Genomic DNA, 18,756 nt, shown 5'->3' on the forward strand with positions numbered 1-18,756 from the left:
TAAGGGGAAACGCAATGAAAATTGGATTCATCGGCCTGGGCATTATGGGCAAACCCATGAGTAAAAATCTGGTGAAAGCCGGTTATTCGCTGGTGGTACGCGACAACAACGTCGAAAACGAAGCGGAGCTGGCTAAACTGGGCGCAACCGTGGCAAAAACGCCTAAAGAGGTGGCTGAGCTGTGTGATGTGGTGATTACCATGGTGCCCAACTCACCGCAGGTCATTGATGTTTGTCTGGGTAAAAACGGCATTATTGAAGGGGCGAAGCCAGGCCTGGTGGTCATCGACATGAGTTCGATTGCGCCACTGGCGAGCCGGGAAGTGCATGATGCGCTGGCAGAAAAGCAGATAAAAATGCTCGATGCGCCGGTCAGTGGTGGTGAGCCCAAAGCAATTGAAGGCACACTTTCTGTGATGGTTGGCGGTGATAAAGCGGTGTTTGATGCCTGCTATGACATCATGAAGTCCATGGCGGGATCGGTGGTGCATACCGGCGACATCGGCGCAGGTAACGTGACGAAGCTGGCTAACCAGGTCATTGTGGCGCTGAACATTGCGGCGATGTCAGAGGCGTTATCACTGGCGACCAAAGCAGGGGTAAATCCGGATCTGGTCTATCAGGCGATTCGCGGCGGCCTTGCCGGCAGTACAGTGCTGGATGCCAAAGCGCCGATGGTGATGGATCGTAACTTCAAGCCTGGCTTCCGTATTGATTTGCATATCAAGGATCTGGCGAACGCGCTGGATACTTCGCACAGCATCGGTGCGCATCTGCCGCTGACTGCGGCGGTGATGGAGATGATGCAGGCGCTGCGTAACGACGGACAGGGTAACGCCGACCACAGCGCGCTGGCCTGCTATTATGAGAAGTTAGCGAAGGTTGAAATCGCCCGCTAAAACCGGGTACCGGTCTCCCAAAACCGGACTGGTTAAGCGCCATTTCAATCACTCAACTGCGCTCGGATTGCCTATGAAAATCGTAATCGCACCGGATTCATATAAAGAGAGTTTATCCGCCCTGGATGTGGCATCGGCGATTGAAGCGGGTTTCCGTGACATCTTCCCCGATGCGCATTACGTGAAAATACCGGTCGCCGACGGTGGTGAAGGAACGGTAGAAGCGATGGTAGCGGCGACGAAGGGAAAAATCGTCAGGCTGAAGGTGACCGGGCCGCTGGGCACGCAGGTTGATGCCTTTTATGGTCTGTCCGGTGATGAGTCCACTGCCTTTATCGAAATGGCAGCGGCCAGCGGACTGGAGCGGGTGCCTGCTTCACAGCGTGACCCGCTGATAACGACCTCATTCGGCACCGGCGAGTTGATCAGACATGCGCTGGATAAGGGCGTCGGCCACATCATTGTTGGTATCGGTGGCAGCGCCACCAATGATGGCGGCGCCGGGATGATGCAGGCGCTGGGCGCACGATTGCTGGATGATCATGGCAGCGAGATTGGTTACGGTGGCGGTGCGCTCTCTGATCTTGCCAGCATTGATATTGATGCTCTGGATGCCCGCATTCATCAGTGCCGTATCGAAGTGGCCTGCGACGTCACTAATCCGCTGACCGGCAAAGAGGGCGCTTCGGCCATTTTCGGCCCGCAGAAAGGGGCGACACCGGCACTGGTGCAGCAACTCGATCAGGCGCTGGCCCATTACGCCGCGATTATCCATCGCGATCTCGATATTGATGTGCTGCATATTCCAGGCGGCGGCGCTGCGGGCGGTATGGGTGCGGCGCTTCACGCCTTCTGTCAGGCAGAACTGCGGCGCGGCATTGAGATTGTCACGGAGGCGCTGGGGCTGGCTGAAGAGGTGAAAGATGCTGACCTGGTGATTACGGGTGAAGGGCGCATCGACAGCCAGAGTATTAATGGCAAGGTGCCAATTGGGGTTGCCAGTGTGGCAAAGCGTTTTAACAAGCCGGTGATTGGCATCGCCGGAAGCCTGACGGCGGATGTCGGCGTGGTCCATCAGCATGGTATCGATGCGGTATTCAGCGTGCTCTACAGTATCTGCACGCTGGATGAGGCACTTGCCAGTGCCGGAAAGAATGTTGAGATGACGGCGCGTAATGTGGCCGCCACACTTAAAGTCGCCGGGTTTAAATAAGCGGGAAGCGGACGGTCAACTGACCCTGGCGGGATTCAGCAGGCTGAAGGTCTGACGCGATGCGTGTACTCACAGCGTCAGCCGGCAATCTTTATTACATCCGGTTGCGGTCAGTCAGCGCTGATCCGCAGCCCGGTGAGCTTCTGCGATAGCGACAGAATCGCAGAAGCCTTACACAATGCCTAAGAACTGCCGGGCTTCTCTGGCAACGTTCTCCATTTCATCCTGCAGCTCCAGCAGTTCCGGCTCTAGCGCGGCAATATCGCTGGCCTCCAGCAGCCCACGCTCCAGCTGATGACAAAGCTGCTTCATACGCAGCACGCCGCTGTAGCTGGCGCTGCCGTGTAGCTTATGAATGATCTCACGCAGGGCATTGACCTCATTGGCCGCCATAGACTGCGCCATCTTCGCATGCACTTCCGGTAAAAACTCCAGCAGCATCCGGAGCAGATCACGCGCCAGATCGGGTTTATTCGCCGCCTGTCGCAGCGCCAGTTGCCAGTCCAGCGTGGGTAATATCGGCAGCAGTTCCGGCACAGAGACCACTGGCGGTGGCGTATAGCGCGCCAGCAGCTGTCTTAACTTGCTTTCATCAATCGGCTTGGCCAGGTAGTCATTCATGCCCGCCTTGATCAGTTGTTCACGTTCGCCATCAATGGCATGGGCGGTCACCGCTACAATCGGTGTACTTGCATGATGGGACATGCTGCGAATAATTTCGCTGGCGCGAATCCCATCTATCTCAGGCATCTGAATATCCATCAGAATGACATCCAGCGACTGCTGGCGCGCCTCGCGAATGGCGTGTTCAGCACTGCTGCACAGCAGGATGCTCTGCACCTGCTCCTCCAGCAGCGCGCCAATCAGCTTGAGGTTGGCGGGGTTATCATCTACGGCCATCACCGTCAGCGGCAGGCGCGGCGAAAGCGGCACTTCACTGATCTGACGGGTATGCAGATCCAGTAACATCGGCAGGAGTCGCGTCAGGGAGATCGGCTTAGCGATACAGCCATCAATGCCGCGCACCTTCAGTTCATCAGCCAGCAACATCATCGGGCTGGGAAGCGCCATCAGCACATTGTCTGCCCGGTCCAGCAGCCCATTAATCAGGCGCTCATTAAGCAGTTCGGGCTGGCTGATATCGATCGGCATCGCCATCAGCAGCAGTGGGTAGTGAGGCTCTTTCAATCCCTCCAGTGTTTCGCTGTAGTCGATCTGCAATGGTGTGGCGCTCAGCATCTCCAGCGCCGGGCTGGCAACGTTTGCATCCGCTTCCACATAGGCAATGCGCACATTGGAGAGCGCCTCCAGCACGCGTGGCATGCCGGGCGCATTCGGGTTGAGATCCAGCTGCACGCGAATGACAAAGACAGAGCCCTGATCCGGCTGGCTGCTGAAGGTGATTTCACCGCCCATCTCCCGCACCAGTTTCTGGGTGATAACCAGCCCCAGCCCGGTGCCGCCGTGACGACGTGTAATGCTGGCGTCAGCCTGACGGAACGCCTGGAACAGCTGCGTCTGTTGCAGCTCCGAGATGCCGATACCGGTGTCCTCGACCTGAATCTCCAGCTCGACGCGCGACTGCGTAATTACCCGTTGTCCCACGCGCAGGCCGATATATCCTTTTTCGGTAAACTTGATGGCGTTACCGATCAGGTTAATCAGAATCTGTTGCAGGCGCAGCGCATCGCCAATCACGTTGTCCGGCACGCTGCTGTCACACACCACCGTCAGCTCCAGCCCTTTTTCATGCGCCGACGGGGCCAGCAGCACCAGCGTTTCATCCAGCGTGGCGCGCAGCGGGAAGGGGATAGCCTCCAGCATCAGCTTGCCCGCTTCCAGCTTCGAAAAATCGAGCACGTCATTGATAATACTGAGCAGATTATTAGCGGAACGTTCGATGGTCTGCATATAGTCGCGCTGCGTAGTGCGCAACTGAGTTTTCAGCATCTGCCGGGTAAAGCCCAGCACACCATTGAGCGGCGTTCGCAGCTCATGGGACATATTGGCCAGAAACTCAGATTTAATACGCGCCGCTTCCTGGGCGCGTTTTTTCGCCAGATCCAGTTCAACGTTCTGAATTTCCAGCTGTTCCAGCGTTTCACGTAAATCGTAGGTCGCCTGGTCGATATTGTGCTGCATCTCTTCGTGATAGGCGGTTAAAGACATCGCCATCGCATTGATACCGTTTTTCAGAATGCTGAGTTCACCCAGCATGTAGCCCTCAACGCGGCTGTCGAGCTGGCCGCGACGAATGCGGTCAACGGTGGTGACCATATTGCGGATCGGGCCGGTCACATCGCGCATCAGACGATAAGCAAAGAGCATGGCGAGACACAGGCAGAAGAGCAGCATCAGCGTGGCGACAAACACCTCTTTGTACTGCTGCAGCCGCACCGACTGCAAATCCAGTTCTATCGCCACATAGCCCAGCGGATTGCCCGATGGCTTAGCATCTTCATCCGGTAATTCATCCACATCGTAACGCTCGCTGGTAATCGGCGTGCGCAGAATAAGTATGTTGCCATGACGCTCCATCGAGACATCATCGGGCAGGCCGCGGATATCATCCTGTTGCAGCAGGCTGAGGTTTTGCTTGTGATTGGAAGTGACGTAGAGCTGGTTATGATTATCAAACACCGAGATCGCCCGGACGATGCCGGAGTGGCGACGGTGCAGCAGGCTCACCAGTTCACGCATGGCGTCACGGTTGTGCCAGGTCATGCTGTATTCACTGGAGATCGCCAGCGGTTCGATGATGTTGGCTCCGGCATCGATCACCTGACGCTGCAGTTCATTGTAGCGATGCACCACAAAAAATGAGCTGAGCAGCAGGCCAACCATCAGCGTGGGTGCCAGAATTAAAATCATCATTCGCGCCCGCAGGCTGTATTTGGTCATAATAGTCGCCTGGCTACTCCGGCATTAACGTCCCTGTGCATGCTGTCGATAAAAACGATGCAGGCCGTTTTCGATAAAGAGAATGAATAACACTATGGCGCAATTCTACGTTGCAAAACAGCGCGTGACGACGCAACAACGGATCACCGTCACCATTGAGGAGCTCGACCCGTTCGGACAAGGGGTGGCGCGCCACAAGGGCAAAACCCTGTTTGTTACGGGTGCCCTGCCGGGGGAACAGGCGGAGGTCATGCTGACAGAGGATAAACGTCAATTTGCCCGGGCGAAAGTCACACGACTGATTAGTCGCAGCCCGGCGCGCGTCACACCGCGCTGCCCACACTACGATCGCTGCGGTGGCTGCCAGCAGCAGCATGCCGATGTGGCGCTGCAACAGCAGAGTAAAGCCCAGGCGCTAAGCCGGATGCTGAGCCAGACTTCGGCACAGAACGTGACGGTGGATGAGGTGATTGCCGGTCAGCCCTGGGGCTATCGCCGTCGCGCTCGTCTGGGTCTGCAATGGCAAAATAAAGCGCAGCGGCTGCAGATGGGATTCCGACAGGAAGCCAGTAACGATCTGGTGAATATTCAGCATTGCCCTGTTTTAGCGCCCGAACTTGAGGCATTACTGGTTCCGCTGCATCAGTGTCTCAGCGACTTACGTGCCGTCAGGCGTCTCGGCCATGTGGAACTGGTGCTGGCCGACAATGGCCCGCTGATGATTCTGCGCCATCTTGATGCGCTGCATGCCGATGACCGTGAAAAACTGGAACAGTTTTCGCATAAGCATCAGCTGATGCTGTTTCTGGATGCCGGCGATGAAGCATTGATCGCGCTTAGTGAGTCGACGCCGTTTTATCAATCTCATCAGCTTAAGCTAACCTTTAGCCCACAGGATTTTATTCAGGTTAACGATGGTATTAATCAGCAGATGGTGGCGAAGGCGATCGCCTGGCTCGAACTGCAGCCGGAAGACCGGGTTCTGGATCTGTTTTGCGGCATGGGAAACTTCACACTTCCTATAGGAATCTTCGTACATAATGTGGTTGGTGTGGAGGGGATTGCAGCATTAGTGCGGCAGGCAGAGTATAATGCTGATTTGAATAATCTTAAAAATGTAAGTTTCTTTCAGCATAATCTGGAAGAAGAGGTGTCGCGCCAGCCGTGGGCGGCACAGGGTTTTAACAAGGTATTACTCGATCCGGCACGCGCCGGGGCTGCGGGCGTCATGGCGCATGTGATTAAACTTGCACCAGAACGCGTGGTCTATGTTTCGTGTAATCCCACAACACTCGCCCGCGACAGCCAGACATTGCTGTCGGCAGGCTACCACTTGGAAAGGGTCGCGATGCTGGATATGTTCCCACATACCCGTCATCTCGAATCCATGGTGCTGTTCAGAAAAACATAAGCGATGTAAGTCGTTGTGCAGGAGAGGTTATGGTTGCGGTCAGAAGTGCGCATTTAAATACTGAGGGGGATTTCGCCCTCGACCAGTGGATCGCCAGTCTCGGTATTGCCAACCCGCAATCATGTCAACGCGTTGCTGAGACCTGGCGCTACTGCGAAGCGCAGACGCAGGGCCATCCCGATCAGTCACTGCTGCTGTGGCGCGGTATTGAGATGGTGGAAATCCTCTCAATGCTCAGCATGGATATCGAAAGCTTGTGTGCGGCGCTGATTTTCCCGCTGGCTAACGATGAAGTGGTGAGCGAAGAGGAGCTGGGAAATGCCGTCGGCAAAGGCATCGTCTCGCTGGTACATGGCGTGCGCGATATGGACGCCATCCGCCAGCTGAAAGCGATCCACAACGACTCCATGGCCTCTGAACAGGTCGATAATGTCCGCCGTATGCTGCTGGCGATGGTGGAAGATTTCCGCTGCGTGGTGCTGAAGCTGGCCGAACGCATCATGAACCTGCGCGAAATGAAAGATGCGCCGGAAGATGAGCGCGTACTGGCCGCCAAAGAGAGCACCAACATCTATGCGCCACTGGCCAACCGTCTGGGTATTGGTCAGCTCAAATGGGAGCTGGAAGATTACTGCTTCCGCTACCTGCATCCCGACGAATATAAGCGCATTGCCAAATTACTGCATGAGCGAAGAATCGACCGCGAGCAGTACATCGATAATTTCGTCAGCAACCTGCGCAAAGAGATGGCCAAAGAGGGCGTGCGCGCCGAAGTCTATGGTCGTCCGAAACATATCTATAGCATCTGGCGCAAGATGCAGAAAAAGTCGCTGGCCTTTGATGAGCTGTTTGACGTGCGTGCGGTGCGCATTGTGGCCGACCGCCTGCAGGATTGCTACGGCGCGCTGGGCACGGTGCATACGCTCTATCGCCATCTGCCCAGCGAGTTTGATGACTACGTCGCTAACCCCAAACCCAACGGCTACCAGTCAATTCATACGGTGGTATTAGGCCCGCAGGGTAAAACGGTGGAGATACAGATCCGTACCCGCCAGATGCATGAAGATGCCGAGCTGGGTGTTGCGGCGCACTGGAAATATAAAGAAGGCCCTTCCAGCAGCAGCGCACGTGGCGCAGCGGGTCACGAAGAGCGTATTGCCTGGCTGCGTAAACTGATCAGCTGGCAGGAAGAGATGGCAGACTCTGGCGAGCTACTGGAAGAAGTCCGCAGCCAGGTGTTTGATGATCGGGTCTACGTCTTTACCCCGAAAGGCGACGTCGTGGATCTGCCTGCCGGATCGACGCCGCTCGACTTCGCCTACCATATTCACAGTGATATCGGTCACCGCTGCATCGGCGCGAAAATTGGTGGCCGCATCGTGCCGTTCACCTATCAGCTGCAGATGGGCGATCAGGTTGAAGTCATCACCCAGAAGCAGCCGAACCCGAGCCGTGACTGGCTCAATCCGAATCTGGGCTACATCACGACCAGCCGCGGGCGCTCGAAGATCCACAACTGGTTCCGCAAACAGGATCGTGACAAGAACATTGTCGCCGGACGACAAATTCTGGATAACGAACTGAATCAACTGGATATCAGCCTGCGCGAAGCGGAAAAACTGCTGCTGCCGCGTTATAACGTGACCTCGCTTGAAGAGCTGCTGGCGGCGATTGGCGGCGGGGATATTCGTCTTAACCAGATGGTTAACTTCCTGCAGGCGAAGCTCAACAAGCCAAGCGCCGAAGAGGAAGATCGCGAAGCGCTGCGTCAGCTGACCCAGAAATCGTATACCCCCTCCGCCCGTAAAGAGAGTGGACGCGTGGTCGTGGAAGGCGTTGGCAATCTGATGCACCACATTGCCCGCTGCTGCCAGCCGATTCCGGGGGATGACATTGTCGGCTTCATCACACAGGGGCGCGGTATCTCCATTCACCGCGCCGACTGCGACCAGCTGGCTGAACTCACTTCCCACGCGCCGGAACGTATCGTCGATGCGGTGTGGGGCGAAAGCTACTCCAGCGGCTACTCGCTGGTGGTGCGTGTCACCGCCAATGATCGCAGCGGCTTACTGCGCGACATTACTACCATTCTCGCCAATGAGAAAGTGAATGTACTGGGTGTTTCAAGCCGCAGCGACACTAAAAAGCAGCTGGCGACCATCGACATGGATATCGAGATCTACAATCACCAGGTACTGGGACGTGTCCTGGCACGCCTGAACCAGGTCTCTGATATCATTGACGCCCGCCGCCTGCACTGATATTCAGTCAGGCACTGCGGCAACCGGCAACAGGAGGTTGCGAGGGCGTTTTCTGCACCTTAAAACATGGCCGGACGCTGTTCACCGCGTCCGGCCATGTTGCACGCCTTGCCTCTTCGCCCGTTGCCTGTCACCTGACTACTCAAGGACCTCTCTGAATGAACGCTATTGAGCGCCTGCTTGGCATTATGAAAACCTTGCGCGATCCACAACATGGCTGCCCGTGGGATCGTGAACAGACCTTCGCCACCATCGCGCCCTACACGCTGGAAGAGACCTATGAAGTGCTGGACGCTATTCAGCGCGAAGATTTTGACGACCTGCGCGGCGAGCTGGGCGACCTGCTTTTTCAGGTGGTGTTTTATGCGCAGATGGCCAGCGAACAGGAACGCTTCAATTTTGAGGATATCTGCCACGCGATCAGCGACAAGCTGGAGCGCCGCCATCCGCATATTTTTGGCGATGCCACGGCAGAAACCAGCAGCGAAGTGCTGAAAAACTGGGAAGCGATTAAAACTGCCGAGCGGGCTGATAAAGCCCAGCATTCCGCGCTGGACGATATCCCCAAAGCCCTGCCTGCGTTGATGCGCGCCCATAAGATTCAGAAGCGTTGCCACAATGTCGGCTTTGACTGGACCACGCTGGGACCGGTTGTAGCGAAAGTGCATGAAGAGATTGATGAAGTGATGCATGAGGCGCAGCAGAGCGTGGTGGATGGCGAGAAGCTGGAAGAGGAGATTGGCGATCTGCTGTTTGCCACGGTTAATCTGTCACGCCATCTTGGCAGCAAAGCAGAAACCGCGCTGCAAAAGGCCAATGACAAGTTTGAGCGCCGGTTCCGCGAAGTGGAAGCGATCATCGCTGCGCAGGGGCTGAGCATGCCGGGTGCAACGCTGGAACAGATGGAAGCGGCCTGGCAGCAGGTGAAACAGGGCGAGAAGTGCTGATTATTCCAGCGCTGTGCATTAAGTCGCCGCTTGCGCTTACTCGATTCAGCGTGGCGGCAACTTTGTGACGCACATCAACATTTCATCGGCAGCTATCCGCTATGTTAAGGCGCAGCAATGCGTTGGAGGATGGCTGTGATTCATCAATTGTGGCTGATAGCGGTTTCCAGTATACTGTTTTCCCGTCCTGGTTATTCCACCGTCTTTAAACCTAAACTCTCAGGTTCAGCATGACAACGAATTATATTTTTGTGACCGGCGGGGTCGTTTCCTCTCTGGGTAAAGGCATTGCCGCAGCCTCCCTCGCAGCCATTCTTGAAGCCCGTGGTCTGAACGTGACCATCATGAAGCTGGACCCGTATATCAACGTGGATCCAGGCACCATGAGCCCGACGCAGCACGGTGAAGTTTTCGTCACTGATGACGGCGCTGAAACCGATCTGGATTTGGGTCACTACGAGCGCTTCATCCGTACCAAAATGTCGCGTCGTAACAACTTCACCACCGGCCGTATCTACTCAGAAGTCCTGCGCAAAGAGCGCCGTGGCGATTATCTGGGCGCAACCATTCAGGTTATCCCGCACATCACCAATGCCATCAAAGAACGCATTATTGAAGGCGGTGAAGGTCATGATGTGGTGCTGGTCGAAATCGGCGGCACGGTAGGGGATATCGAATCACTGCCGTTCCTGGAAGCGATTCGCCAGATGGCCGTAGATGTGGGCCGCGAACACACGATGTATATGCACCTGACGCTGGTGCCTTATATGGCGGCGGCGGGTGAAGTGAAAACCAAACCGACTCAGCACTCTGTAAAAGAGCTGCTGTCGATTGGTATCCAGCCAGACGTGCTGATTTGCCGTTCTGACCGTGCCGTACCGGCTAATGAACGCGCCAAAATCGCCCTGTTCTGTAACGTCCCTGAAAAAGCGGTTATCTCGCTGAAAGACGTCGATTCCATCTACAAGATTCCTGGCATGCTGAAATCGCAGGGTCTGGATGACTATATCTGCAAGCGCTTCAACCTGAACGCACCGGAAGCCAATCTGGCCGAGTGGGAGCAGGTGATCTACGAAGAAGCTAATCCAGGTGGTGAAGTCACCATCGGCATGGTGGGCAAGTATGTTGAGCTGCCGGATGCCTATAAGTCAGTTATCGAAGCGCTGAAACATGGCGGTCTGAAAAATCGCGTTACTGTGAACATCAAACTGATCGATTCGCAGGATGTTGAGTCACGTGGTGTCGAATTACTGAAAGATTTGGATGCGATTCTGATTCCAGGTGGCTTCGGTTACCGTGGCGTGGAAGGCAAGCTGATGACCGCGCAGTACGCACGTGAAAACAACGTGCCTTACCTCGGCATTTGCCTGGGTATGCAGGTCGCGCTGATGGAGTTTGCCCGCAATGTCGCTGGCATGCCTGGCGCCAACTCCACTGAATTTGTGCCAGACTGTAAATACCCGGTGGTGGCATTAATCACCGAATGGCGTGACGAAGAGGGCAACGTCGAAGTCCGCAGCGAGCAGAGCGATCTGGGCGGCACCATGCGTCTGGGCAGCCAGCAGTGTCAGTTAACGCCGGGCAGCCAGGTTCGCCAGCTCTACGGCTCTGACACCATCGTTGAGCGCCATCGCCACCGCTATGAAGTGAACAATATGCTGTTAAAGCAGATTGAAGCAGCCGGTCTGCGCGTAGCAGGTCGCTCGGGTGATGATCAACTGGTTGTGATTATTGAGATCCCGAACCATCCGTGGTTTGTGGCCTGCCAGTTCCACCCTGAGTTTACCTCGACCCCACGCGACGGCCATCCGTTGTTTGCCGGCTTTGTTAAAGCCGCGCATGAGCATCAGAAGCGTTTAGCGAAGTAAGTTTCACAGGCAGTGCGCGAACTTTTCGCGCGTTGCTTGTCTTAGGATTGACTAACTTGTACTGAGGAAAATCGTAATGTCCAAAATCGTAAAAGTCATCGGTCGCGAAATTATCGACTCACGTGGTAACCCGACTGTTGAAGCTGAAGTGCATCTGGAAGGCGGTTTCGTAGGCCTGGCCGCTGCGCCATCAGGTGCCTCTACCGGTTCACGCGAAGCGCTGGAACTGCGTGACGGTGACAAATCACGTTATATGGGCAAAGGCGTAACTAAAGCCGTTGCTGCAGTAAACGGTCCGATTGCTGAAGCGGTAAAAGGCAAAGACGCGAAAGATCAGGCGAACATCGATAAGATCATGATCGACCTGGACGGTACTGAGAACAAATCTAACTTCGGTGCTAACGCCATTCTGGCTGTTTCACTGGCAGCGGCTAAAGCTGCTGCAGCTTCAAAAGGTCAGCCGCTGTATGAGCACATCGCTGAACTGAACGGCACCCCAGGAAAATACTCTATGCCACTGCCAATGATGAACATCATCAACGGCGGCGAACATGCCGACAACAACGTCGACATCCAGGAATTCATGATCCAGCCGGTTGGCGCTTCTACACTGAAAGAAGCTATCCGTATGGGTTCTGAAGTTTTCCACAACCTGGCAAAAGTGCTGAAAAGCAAAGGCATGAGCACGGCAGTCGGTGATGAAGGCGGCTATGCGCCTAACCTGGCTTCCAACGCCGAAGCGCTGGCAGTTATCGCTGAAGCGGTAAAAGCAGCAGGCTACGAGCTGGGCAAAGACATCACCCTGGCGATGGACTGTGCGGCATCTGAGTTCTACAAAGATGGCAAATATGTTCTGGCCGGTGAAGGCGGTAAAGCGTTCACGTCTGAAGAGTTCACCCACTTCCTGGAAGATCTGACTAAACAGTATCCGATCGTATCTATCGAAGATGGCCTGGACGAATCTGACTGGGACGGCTTCGCTTACCAGACTAAAGTTCTGGGCGACAAAATCCAGCTGGTGGGCGATGACCTGTTCGTCACCAACACCAAAATCCTGAAAGAAGGTATCGATAAAGGTATCGCTAACTCCATTCTGATCAAATTCAACCAGATCGGTTCTCTGACCGAAACTCTGGCTGCGATCAAAATGGCGAAAGACGCGGGCTACACTGCCGTGATCTCTCACCGTTCAGGCGAAACCGAAGATGCGACCATCGCTGACCTGGCAGTAGGTACTGCAGCGGGCCAGATCAAAACCGGTTCAATGAGCCGTTCTGACCGTGTTGCTAAGTACAACCAGCTGATCCGTATCGAAGAAGCGCTGGGTTCTAAAGCGCCATTCAACGGTCTGAAAGAAGTTAAAGGTCAGTAATGACCCTGTGCTGATGTCGCGTTAAGCGGCATCGCATATTCTGAAAGCCCCGCCTTGTGCGGGGCTTTTGCTTTTTCGTGTCGCGCAGCTGTTGTTGTGCGGCACACGCTGGCATAATCAGCGCCCCGATTTCTCCAGGCGAGTAAAAAATGTTCTACCCGATTAACGAAATGTTCCAGACACTGCAGGGCGAAGGTTATTACACCGGCGTGCCTGCCATTTTCATTCGCCTGCAGGGATGCCCGGTGGGCTGTAGCTGGTGCGATACCAAGCACACCTGGGAAAAGCGGACAGATCGGGAAACGTCGCTGGGCGATATTTTGATCAAGACAGTGGAAAGCGATGCCTGGGGTGATGCCGACGCGGCGAGCCTGGTGAGCGCCATTGCACAGCAGGGCTGGACGGCGCGCCACGTGGTGATCACCGGCGGTGAACCAGCGATTTACGACCTGCGTCCGTTAACGACTGCGCTGGAACAACACGGTTTTCAGTGTCAGATTGAAACCAGCGGCACCCACGAAATCCACTGTTCCGAACAGACCTGGGTAACCGTTTCCCCGAAGGTGAATATGCGCGGCGGTTACGATGTGCTGCCCCAGGCGCTGAGCCGGGCCGATGAAATCAAACATCCGGTGGCGCGCGAGCGTGATGTGGAAGCGCTGGATCTGCTGCTGGCAGGGATAAATGACACCAAAGCCCGGATCATCGCGTTACAGCCGATCAGCCGCAAAGATGATGCCACCCGACTCTGTATTGAAACCTGCATTGCACGCAACTGGCGTCTGTCGATGCAGACCCATAAATACCTCAATATCGCCTGATAAAGCGCGTTGAGTGGTTAACCGCAGGGAAGAGGGGAATTCAGATGCGTGACGGAGAGGGGAATAGCGTCGGATCGAAGGGTTCGATCCGACAGGCCTAGCCGCGGTAAACGCAGCCTGCAGTACAGGTTTCTTTGATCATTACCGCGCTCAACAACGGCAGTTCTGGCTTCATCTGATCCCAGATCCATTTCGCCAGCACTTCGCTGGTGGGATTTTCCAGGCCAGGAATATCATTCAGATAGTAGTGGTCCAGCCGATTGTAGACCGGCTTAAACGCCGCCTTCAGTTCAGCAAAATCCATAACCCAGCCGGTATGCGCATCCACTTCGCCGGTAATCTCCAGACGAACCAGGAACGAATGACCGTGCAGACGGCCACATTTGTGTCCGGCCGGCACATTCGGAAGATGGTGCGCGGCTTCGAACTGGAACTCTTTAAACAAGGTGGTAGACATAGTGGTTCTCAGACATTAAAAAACCGCTGAATTCTACCTGATTACCGCTTTTTTCGCACCCGCACCGCACAAAGCGATACTTTTACTGCGCGTTCTCTCCCTGACGTCCAGCTAATTAACTGATATATCACCGCTTTGCTTACCACTTTTAACGATTATGACTACCTGGAAAACCATTTAGTCATTTTGGTTATTTGATATGTCGAAGGTGTATTTAATCGTTAATATACGGACCGGTAACCTACGCACTCTTCCGCCACTTTACGGTCCGGACTTCTGATACTGGAATTTTTAACGCGATGACGACTCAGGCACCTGGTTCAATGCTTCCGCTCTCCCCGGAACAACTCGCCCGCTTACAGGCGGCGACGACAGATTATTCCCCGACTCAACTGGCGTGGCTGTCAGGCTATTTCTGGGGCCGGGTTGAACAGACGCCGGGTAGCGCCGTCGCCAGCACTGCATCCGCGCCTGCTCCGGCTGAAGTGCCCGCCATTACGCTGCTTTCCGCTTCCCAGACCGGTAACGCCCGTCGTCTGGCTGAACAGTTGCGTGATGACCTGCTGGCCGCGAAGCTGAACGTCAATCTGGTGAATGCCGGTGATTACAAATTCAAACAGATTGGCCAGGAAAAAATGCTGGTGGTTGTGACCTCCACCCAGGGCGAAGGCGAGCCGCCGGAAGAGGCGGTGGCGCTGCATAAATTCCTGATGTCGAAAAAGGCACCCAAAATGGCCGGTGCAGCTTTTGCGGTGTTTGGCCTGGGCGATACCTCCTATGAATTCTTCAGTCAGGCGGGCAAAGATTTTGACACTCGTCTGGCCGAACTGGGCGGCGAACGTCTGCTGGATCGCGTCGATGCGGACGTCGAGTATGCAGAGCAGGCTACCGCCTGGCGCAGTGCGCTGACGGAAATTCTGAAAAAGCGCGTGCCGACCGAATCCCCGGCGCAGGCTGCGGCGACAGCGGCAGGCAGCGTCAACGAAGTCACCACCAGTCCCTACAGCAAAGAGTCTCCGCTCAGCGCCAGTCTGGCGGTGAATCAGAAAATTACAGGACGTGACTCAGACAAAGATGTGCGCCATATCGAAATCGATCTGGGCGACTCGGGTCTGCGCTACCAGCCTGGCGATGCGCTGGGCGTCTGGTATGAGAATGACGCGGCGCTGGTCAGCGAGCTGCTGGAGCTGGTGTGGCTGAAAGGCGATGAGTCAGTAGAGGTTCAGGGCAAAACCCTGCCGCTGGCTGAGGCGCTGCAGAAGCATTTCGAGCTGACGGTGAATACTGCGCAGATCGTGTCGCAGTACGCCCAGCTGTCCCGCAACGCCGAGCTGCTGTCGCTGGTGGATGATAAAGCCAGGTTGCAGCAGTATGCGCAGCACTATCCGATTGTGGATATGGTGCGTCTGGCGCCAGCTGAACTCACTGCAGAACAGCTGACCAGTATGTTGCGACCACTGACGCCGCGACTCTACTCTATTGCCTCTTCGCAGGCCGAAACCGAGTCCGAAGTGCACATCACCGTGGGTGCCGTGCGCTTTGATATTGAAGGTCGTCAGCGCGGCGGCGGTGCATCGACCTGGCTGGCCGATCGCATCGAAGAAGAGGGCGAAGTCCGCGTCTTCATCGAACACAACGACAATTTCCGCCTGCCGGCTAATCCGGACGCGCCGGTGATCATGATTGGCCCTGGCACCGGCATCGCGCCGTTCCGCGCCTTTATGCAGCAGCGCGACAACGACGGTGCCAGCGGCAAAAACTGGCTATTCTTTGGTAATCCGCACTTCACCGACGATTTCCTCTATCAGGTGGAGTGGCAGAAATATGTGAAGGATGGTCTGCTGACGAATATCGATCTCGCCTGGTCACGCGATCAGGCAGAGAAGATTTACGTACAGGATAAGATCCGCGCGAAAGGGGCCGAAGTCTGGCGCTGGATTGAAGAGGGCGCGCATCTTTATGTCTGTGGCGATGCGAACCGTATGGCAAAAGACGTCGAGCAGGCACTGCTGGATGTGGTGGTCGAACACGGCGGAATGGATCGTGAAACGGCCGACGAATTTTTAAGTGAGCTGCGCATTGAGCGCCGTTATCAGCGAGACGTTTACTAATGAGTGATAAACACCCTGGACCGCTGGTTGTCGAAGGCAAATTAACAGACGCTGAGCGTCTGAAGAAGCAGAGTAACTATCTGCGCGGCACCATCAAAGAAGATCTGGAAGAAGGTCTGACCGGCGGTTTTACCGGCGACAACTTCCTGTTAATCCGTTTTCACGGCATGTATCAGCAGGACGATCGCGACATTCGCGCCGAACGTGCCGAGCAGAAGCTGGAACCGCGCCATGCAATGATGCTGCGCTGCCGACTGCCGGGTGGCATCATTACGCCGACCCAGTGGCTGGCCATCGACAAATTTGCCACCGATAAAACCATTTATGGCAGCATCCGTCTGACCAACCGTCAGACCTTCCAGTTTCACGGTATTCTGAAGAAGAACGTCAAGCCAACGCACCAGATGCTGCATGAAGTCGGACTGGATGCGCTGGCGACCGCCAACGATGTGAACCGTAATGTGCTCTGTACTTCGAATCCGGTGGAATCGGAACTGCATCAGGAAGCCTATGAGTGGGCGAAGAAGCTCTCTGAGCATCTGCTGCCACGCACCCGTGCCTATGCAGAGATCTGGTGGGATAAAGAAAAAGTCGCCACCACCGATGAAGAACCGATCCTCGGTGAAACCTATCTGCCGCGTAAATTCAAAACCACGGTAGTGATCCCGCCGCATAACGATGTGGATCTGCATGCCAACGATCTGAACTTTGTCGCGGTCGCCGAGCACGGCAAGCTGGTGGGCTTCAACCTGCTGGTGGGCGGCGGCCTGTCGATTGAGCACGGTAACAAAGCAACGTATGCGCGCACCGCCAGCGAGTTTGGTTATTTCCCGGTTGAGAAGATCCTTGATGTGGCCGAGGCGGTTGTCACGACTCAGCGCGACTGGGGTAACCGTACCGACCGTAAAAACGCCAAAACTAAGTACACCCTGGAACGCGTTGGCGTCGAGACCTTTAAAGCAGAAGTTGAAAAACGTGCCGGTGTGACGTTTGAGCCGATCCGTCCGTACGAGTTCACCACCCGTGGCGATCGCATTGGCTGGATCAAAGGCATCGACAATAAATGGCACCTCACGCTGTTTATTGAAAATGGCCGACTGCTCGACTATCCGGGCCGACCGCTGAAAAGCGGCATCGCTGAAATTGCCAGAATCCATCAGGGCGATTTCCGCCTGACCGCTAATCAGAATCTGATTGTGGCAGGCGTGCCGGAAAGTGAAAAAGCGCAGATCGAAGCGATCGCCCGTGAACATGGTCTGATGGACCACGTCACGCCTCAGCGCGAAAACTCGATGGCCTGCGTCGCGTTCCCGACCTGTCCGCTGGCGATGGCAGAAGCCGAACGTTTCCTGCCAGCGTTTGTGACCAAAGTGGAAGGGATCATGCACGCGCATGGCGTCGGCGATGAGCACATAGTGTTACGCGTTACTGGTTGTCCGAACGGTTGTGGCCGTGCCATGCTGGCTGAGCTGGGTCTGGTGGGTAAAGCGCCAGGCCGCTACAACCTGCATCTGGGCGGAAACCGCAGCGGAACGCGTATTCCCCGTATGTACCGTGAAAACATTAACGAAAGCGAAATTCTCGCCACGATTGATGAGCTGGTGGGACGCTGGGCGACCGAGCGCCAGGCCGCAGAAGGCTTTGGTGACTTCACCATCCGCGCGGGCATTGTTGCGCCGGTGCTGGACCCGGCACGCGATTTTTGGGAGGAAGCAAAATGAGTCAGCCCGACCTCGCAGCACTGAATGAGATGTCCAAAGTCCAGCGTGCAATGGCGCTGGCTGCGACCAATGCGCAGCTGGAGAAGTCATCAGCGGAAGAGCGGGTCAGCTGGGCGCTGGAGAATCTGCCGGGCGCCTATGTGCTCTCCTCCAGTTTCGGTATTCAGGCCGCGGTGTCGCTGCATCTGGTGACGCGTCAGCAGCCCGATATTCCGGTGATCCTGACTGACACCGGCTATCTGTTCCCGGAGACCTATCGTTTTATTGATGAGCTGGCAGACCAGCTCAATCTCAACCTCAAAGTGTTTCGTGCTGAAACCTCACCGGCCTGGCAGGAAGCGCGTTACGGCAAACTGTGGGAGCAGGGCGTTGAGGGGATTGAGAAATATAACGAGATCAACAAAGTCGAGCCGATGAACCGCGCTATTGAAACCCTGGGCGCGCAGACCTGGTTTGCCGGCCTGCGCCGCGACCAGTCCGGCAGCCGGGCGAATCTGCCGGTGCTGGGCGTGCAGCGTGGCGTCTTCAAGCTGCTGCCGATTATCGACTGGGATAACCGCCAGATTCATCAGTATCTGGAGCAGCACAAGCTGAAGTACCATCCGCTGTGGGATGAAGGTTATCTTTCGGTGGGCGATACCCATACCACCCGCAAGTGGGAGCCGGGTATGGCAGAAGAAGAGACACGCTTCTTCGGTCTTAAGCGTGAGTGTGGTCTGCACGAAGGCTAATGCCGTACTTCTCTCCCTGAAATCAGGGAGAGAAGTGTTTCGC

Annotated in this window: 13 protein-coding genes; 11 read left to right on the plus strand and 2 right to left on the minus strand. The window is 55.6% G+C overall.

The window, feature by feature from the left end:
• The first annotated feature begins 14 nt into the window (after positions 1 to 14).
• The gene (gene garR / locus ACR8BF_RS04200) at positions 15 to 899 is read left to right on the plus strand and encodes a 2-hydroxy-3-oxopropionate reductase (protein ID WP_314985778.1); all 885 of its coding nucleotides are present in this window, start codon (positions 15 to 17) and stop codon (positions 897 to 899) included.
• Positions 900 to 972: 73 nt separating this feature from the next.
• Positions 973 to 2,112 carry a glycerate kinase gene (locus ACR8BF_RS04205; protein ID WP_179898441.1) on the plus strand — a complete coding sequence of 380 codons (1,140 nt, stop codon included), beginning with the start codon at positions 973 to 975 and terminating at the stop codon, positions 2,110 to 2,112.
• A gap of 171 nt (positions 2,113 to 2,283) precedes the next feature.
• Here ACR8BF_RS04205 and barA read toward each other — a convergent pair whose 3' ends face one another.
• A complete protein-coding gene (gene barA, locus ACR8BF_RS04210; protein ID WP_314985779.1) occupies positions 2,284 to 5,013 on the minus strand; it encodes a two-component sensor histidine kinase BarA in 2,730 nt (909 codons plus the stop codon).
• A gap of 94 nt (positions 5,014 to 5,107) precedes the next feature.
• Between barA and rlmD the strand changes: the two genes are divergently transcribed.
• From rlmD to queE, 6 genes are all read left to right on the plus strand, one after another.
• Positions 5,108 to 6,424, plus strand: a complete 1,317-nt coding sequence (gene rlmD, locus ACR8BF_RS04215; protein WP_434745584.1) for a 23S rRNA (uracil(1939)-C(5))-methyltransferase RlmD — start codon at positions 5,108 to 5,110, stop codon at positions 6,422 to 6,424.
• A 29-nt stretch (positions 6,425 to 6,453) separates the two neighbouring features.
• On the plus strand, positions 6,454 to 8,685 hold the full coding sequence (relA, locus tag ACR8BF_RS04220; RefSeq protein WP_292987638.1) for a GTP diphosphokinase: 2,232 nt from the start codon (positions 6,454 to 6,456) through the stop codon (positions 8,683 to 8,685).
• 158 nt (positions 8,686 to 8,843) lie between these two features.
• Positions 8,844 to 9,632 carry a nucleoside triphosphate pyrophosphohydrolase gene (gene mazG / locus ACR8BF_RS04225; protein WP_434745585.1) on the plus strand — a complete coding sequence of 263 codons (789 nt, stop codon included), beginning with the start codon at positions 8,844 to 8,846 and terminating at the stop codon, positions 9,630 to 9,632.
• 230 nt (positions 9,633 to 9,862) lie between these two features.
• On the plus strand, positions 9,863 to 11,500 hold the full coding sequence (gene pyrG, locus ACR8BF_RS04230) for a glutamine hydrolyzing CTP synthase (protein ID WP_434745586.1): 1,638 nt from the start codon (positions 9,863 to 9,865) through the stop codon (positions 11,498 to 11,500).
• Positions 11,501 to 11,576: 76 nt separating this feature from the next.
• Positions 11,577 to 12,872, plus strand: coding sequence for a phosphopyruvate hydratase (gene eno, locus ACR8BF_RS04235; protein WP_179898436.1), 1,296 nt, complete (start codon positions 11,577 to 11,579; stop codon positions 12,870 to 12,872).
• Positions 12,873 to 13,021: 149 nt separating this feature from the next.
• Entirely contained in the window at positions 13,022 to 13,693 is a 672-nt protein-coding gene (gene queE, locus ACR8BF_RS04240; protein WP_179898435.1) for a 7-carboxy-7-deazaguanine synthase QueE, read from the plus strand.
• A 97-nt stretch (positions 13,694 to 13,790) separates the two neighbouring features.
• On the opposite strand, the gene queD is transcribed toward queE, so the two are convergent.
• On the minus strand, positions 13,791 to 14,150 hold the full coding sequence (queD, locus tag ACR8BF_RS04245) for a 6-carboxytetrahydropterin synthase QueD (protein ID WP_179898434.1): 360 nt from the start codon (positions 14,148 to 14,150) through the stop codon (positions 13,791 to 13,793).
• A gap of 299 nt (positions 14,151 to 14,449) precedes the next feature.
• Here queD and cysJ point away from each other — a divergent pair, with 299 nt between their 5' ends.
• Genes cysJ through ACR8BF_RS04260 form a run of 3 tightly spaced genes read left to right on the plus strand, consistent with a single transcriptional unit; the run spans position 14,450 to position 18,713 of the window.
• The gene (gene cysJ, locus ACR8BF_RS04250) at positions 14,450 to 16,261 is read left to right on the plus strand and encodes an NADPH-dependent assimilatory sulfite reductase flavoprotein subunit (protein ID WP_179898433.1); all 1,812 of its coding nucleotides are present in this window, start codon (positions 14,450 to 14,452) and stop codon (positions 16,259 to 16,261) included.
• Positions 16,261 to 17,982 carry an assimilatory sulfite reductase (NADPH) hemoprotein subunit gene (gene cysI, locus ACR8BF_RS04255; RefSeq protein ID WP_434745587.1) on the plus strand — a complete coding sequence of 574 codons (1,722 nt, stop codon included), beginning with the start codon at positions 16,261 to 16,263 and terminating at the stop codon, positions 17,980 to 17,982. Before cysJ ends, cysI begins: the two co-directional genes overlap by 1 nt.
• A complete protein-coding gene (locus tag ACR8BF_RS04260; RefSeq protein WP_004571209.1) occupies positions 17,979 to 18,713 on the plus strand; it encodes a phosphoadenylyl-sulfate reductase in 735 nt (244 codons plus the stop codon). The genes cysI and ACR8BF_RS04260 overlap by 4 nt, the downstream gene beginning before the upstream one ends.
• The last annotated feature ends 43 nt before the right edge of the window (positions 18,714 to 18,756 follow it).

Origin of the sequence: Candidatus Pantoea rara (genome assembly GCF_051136265.1) — a bacterium.
GTDB classification, from domain to species: domain Bacteria; phylum Pseudomonadota; class Gammaproteobacteria; order Enterobacterales; family Enterobacteriaceae; genus Pantoea; species Pantoea rara.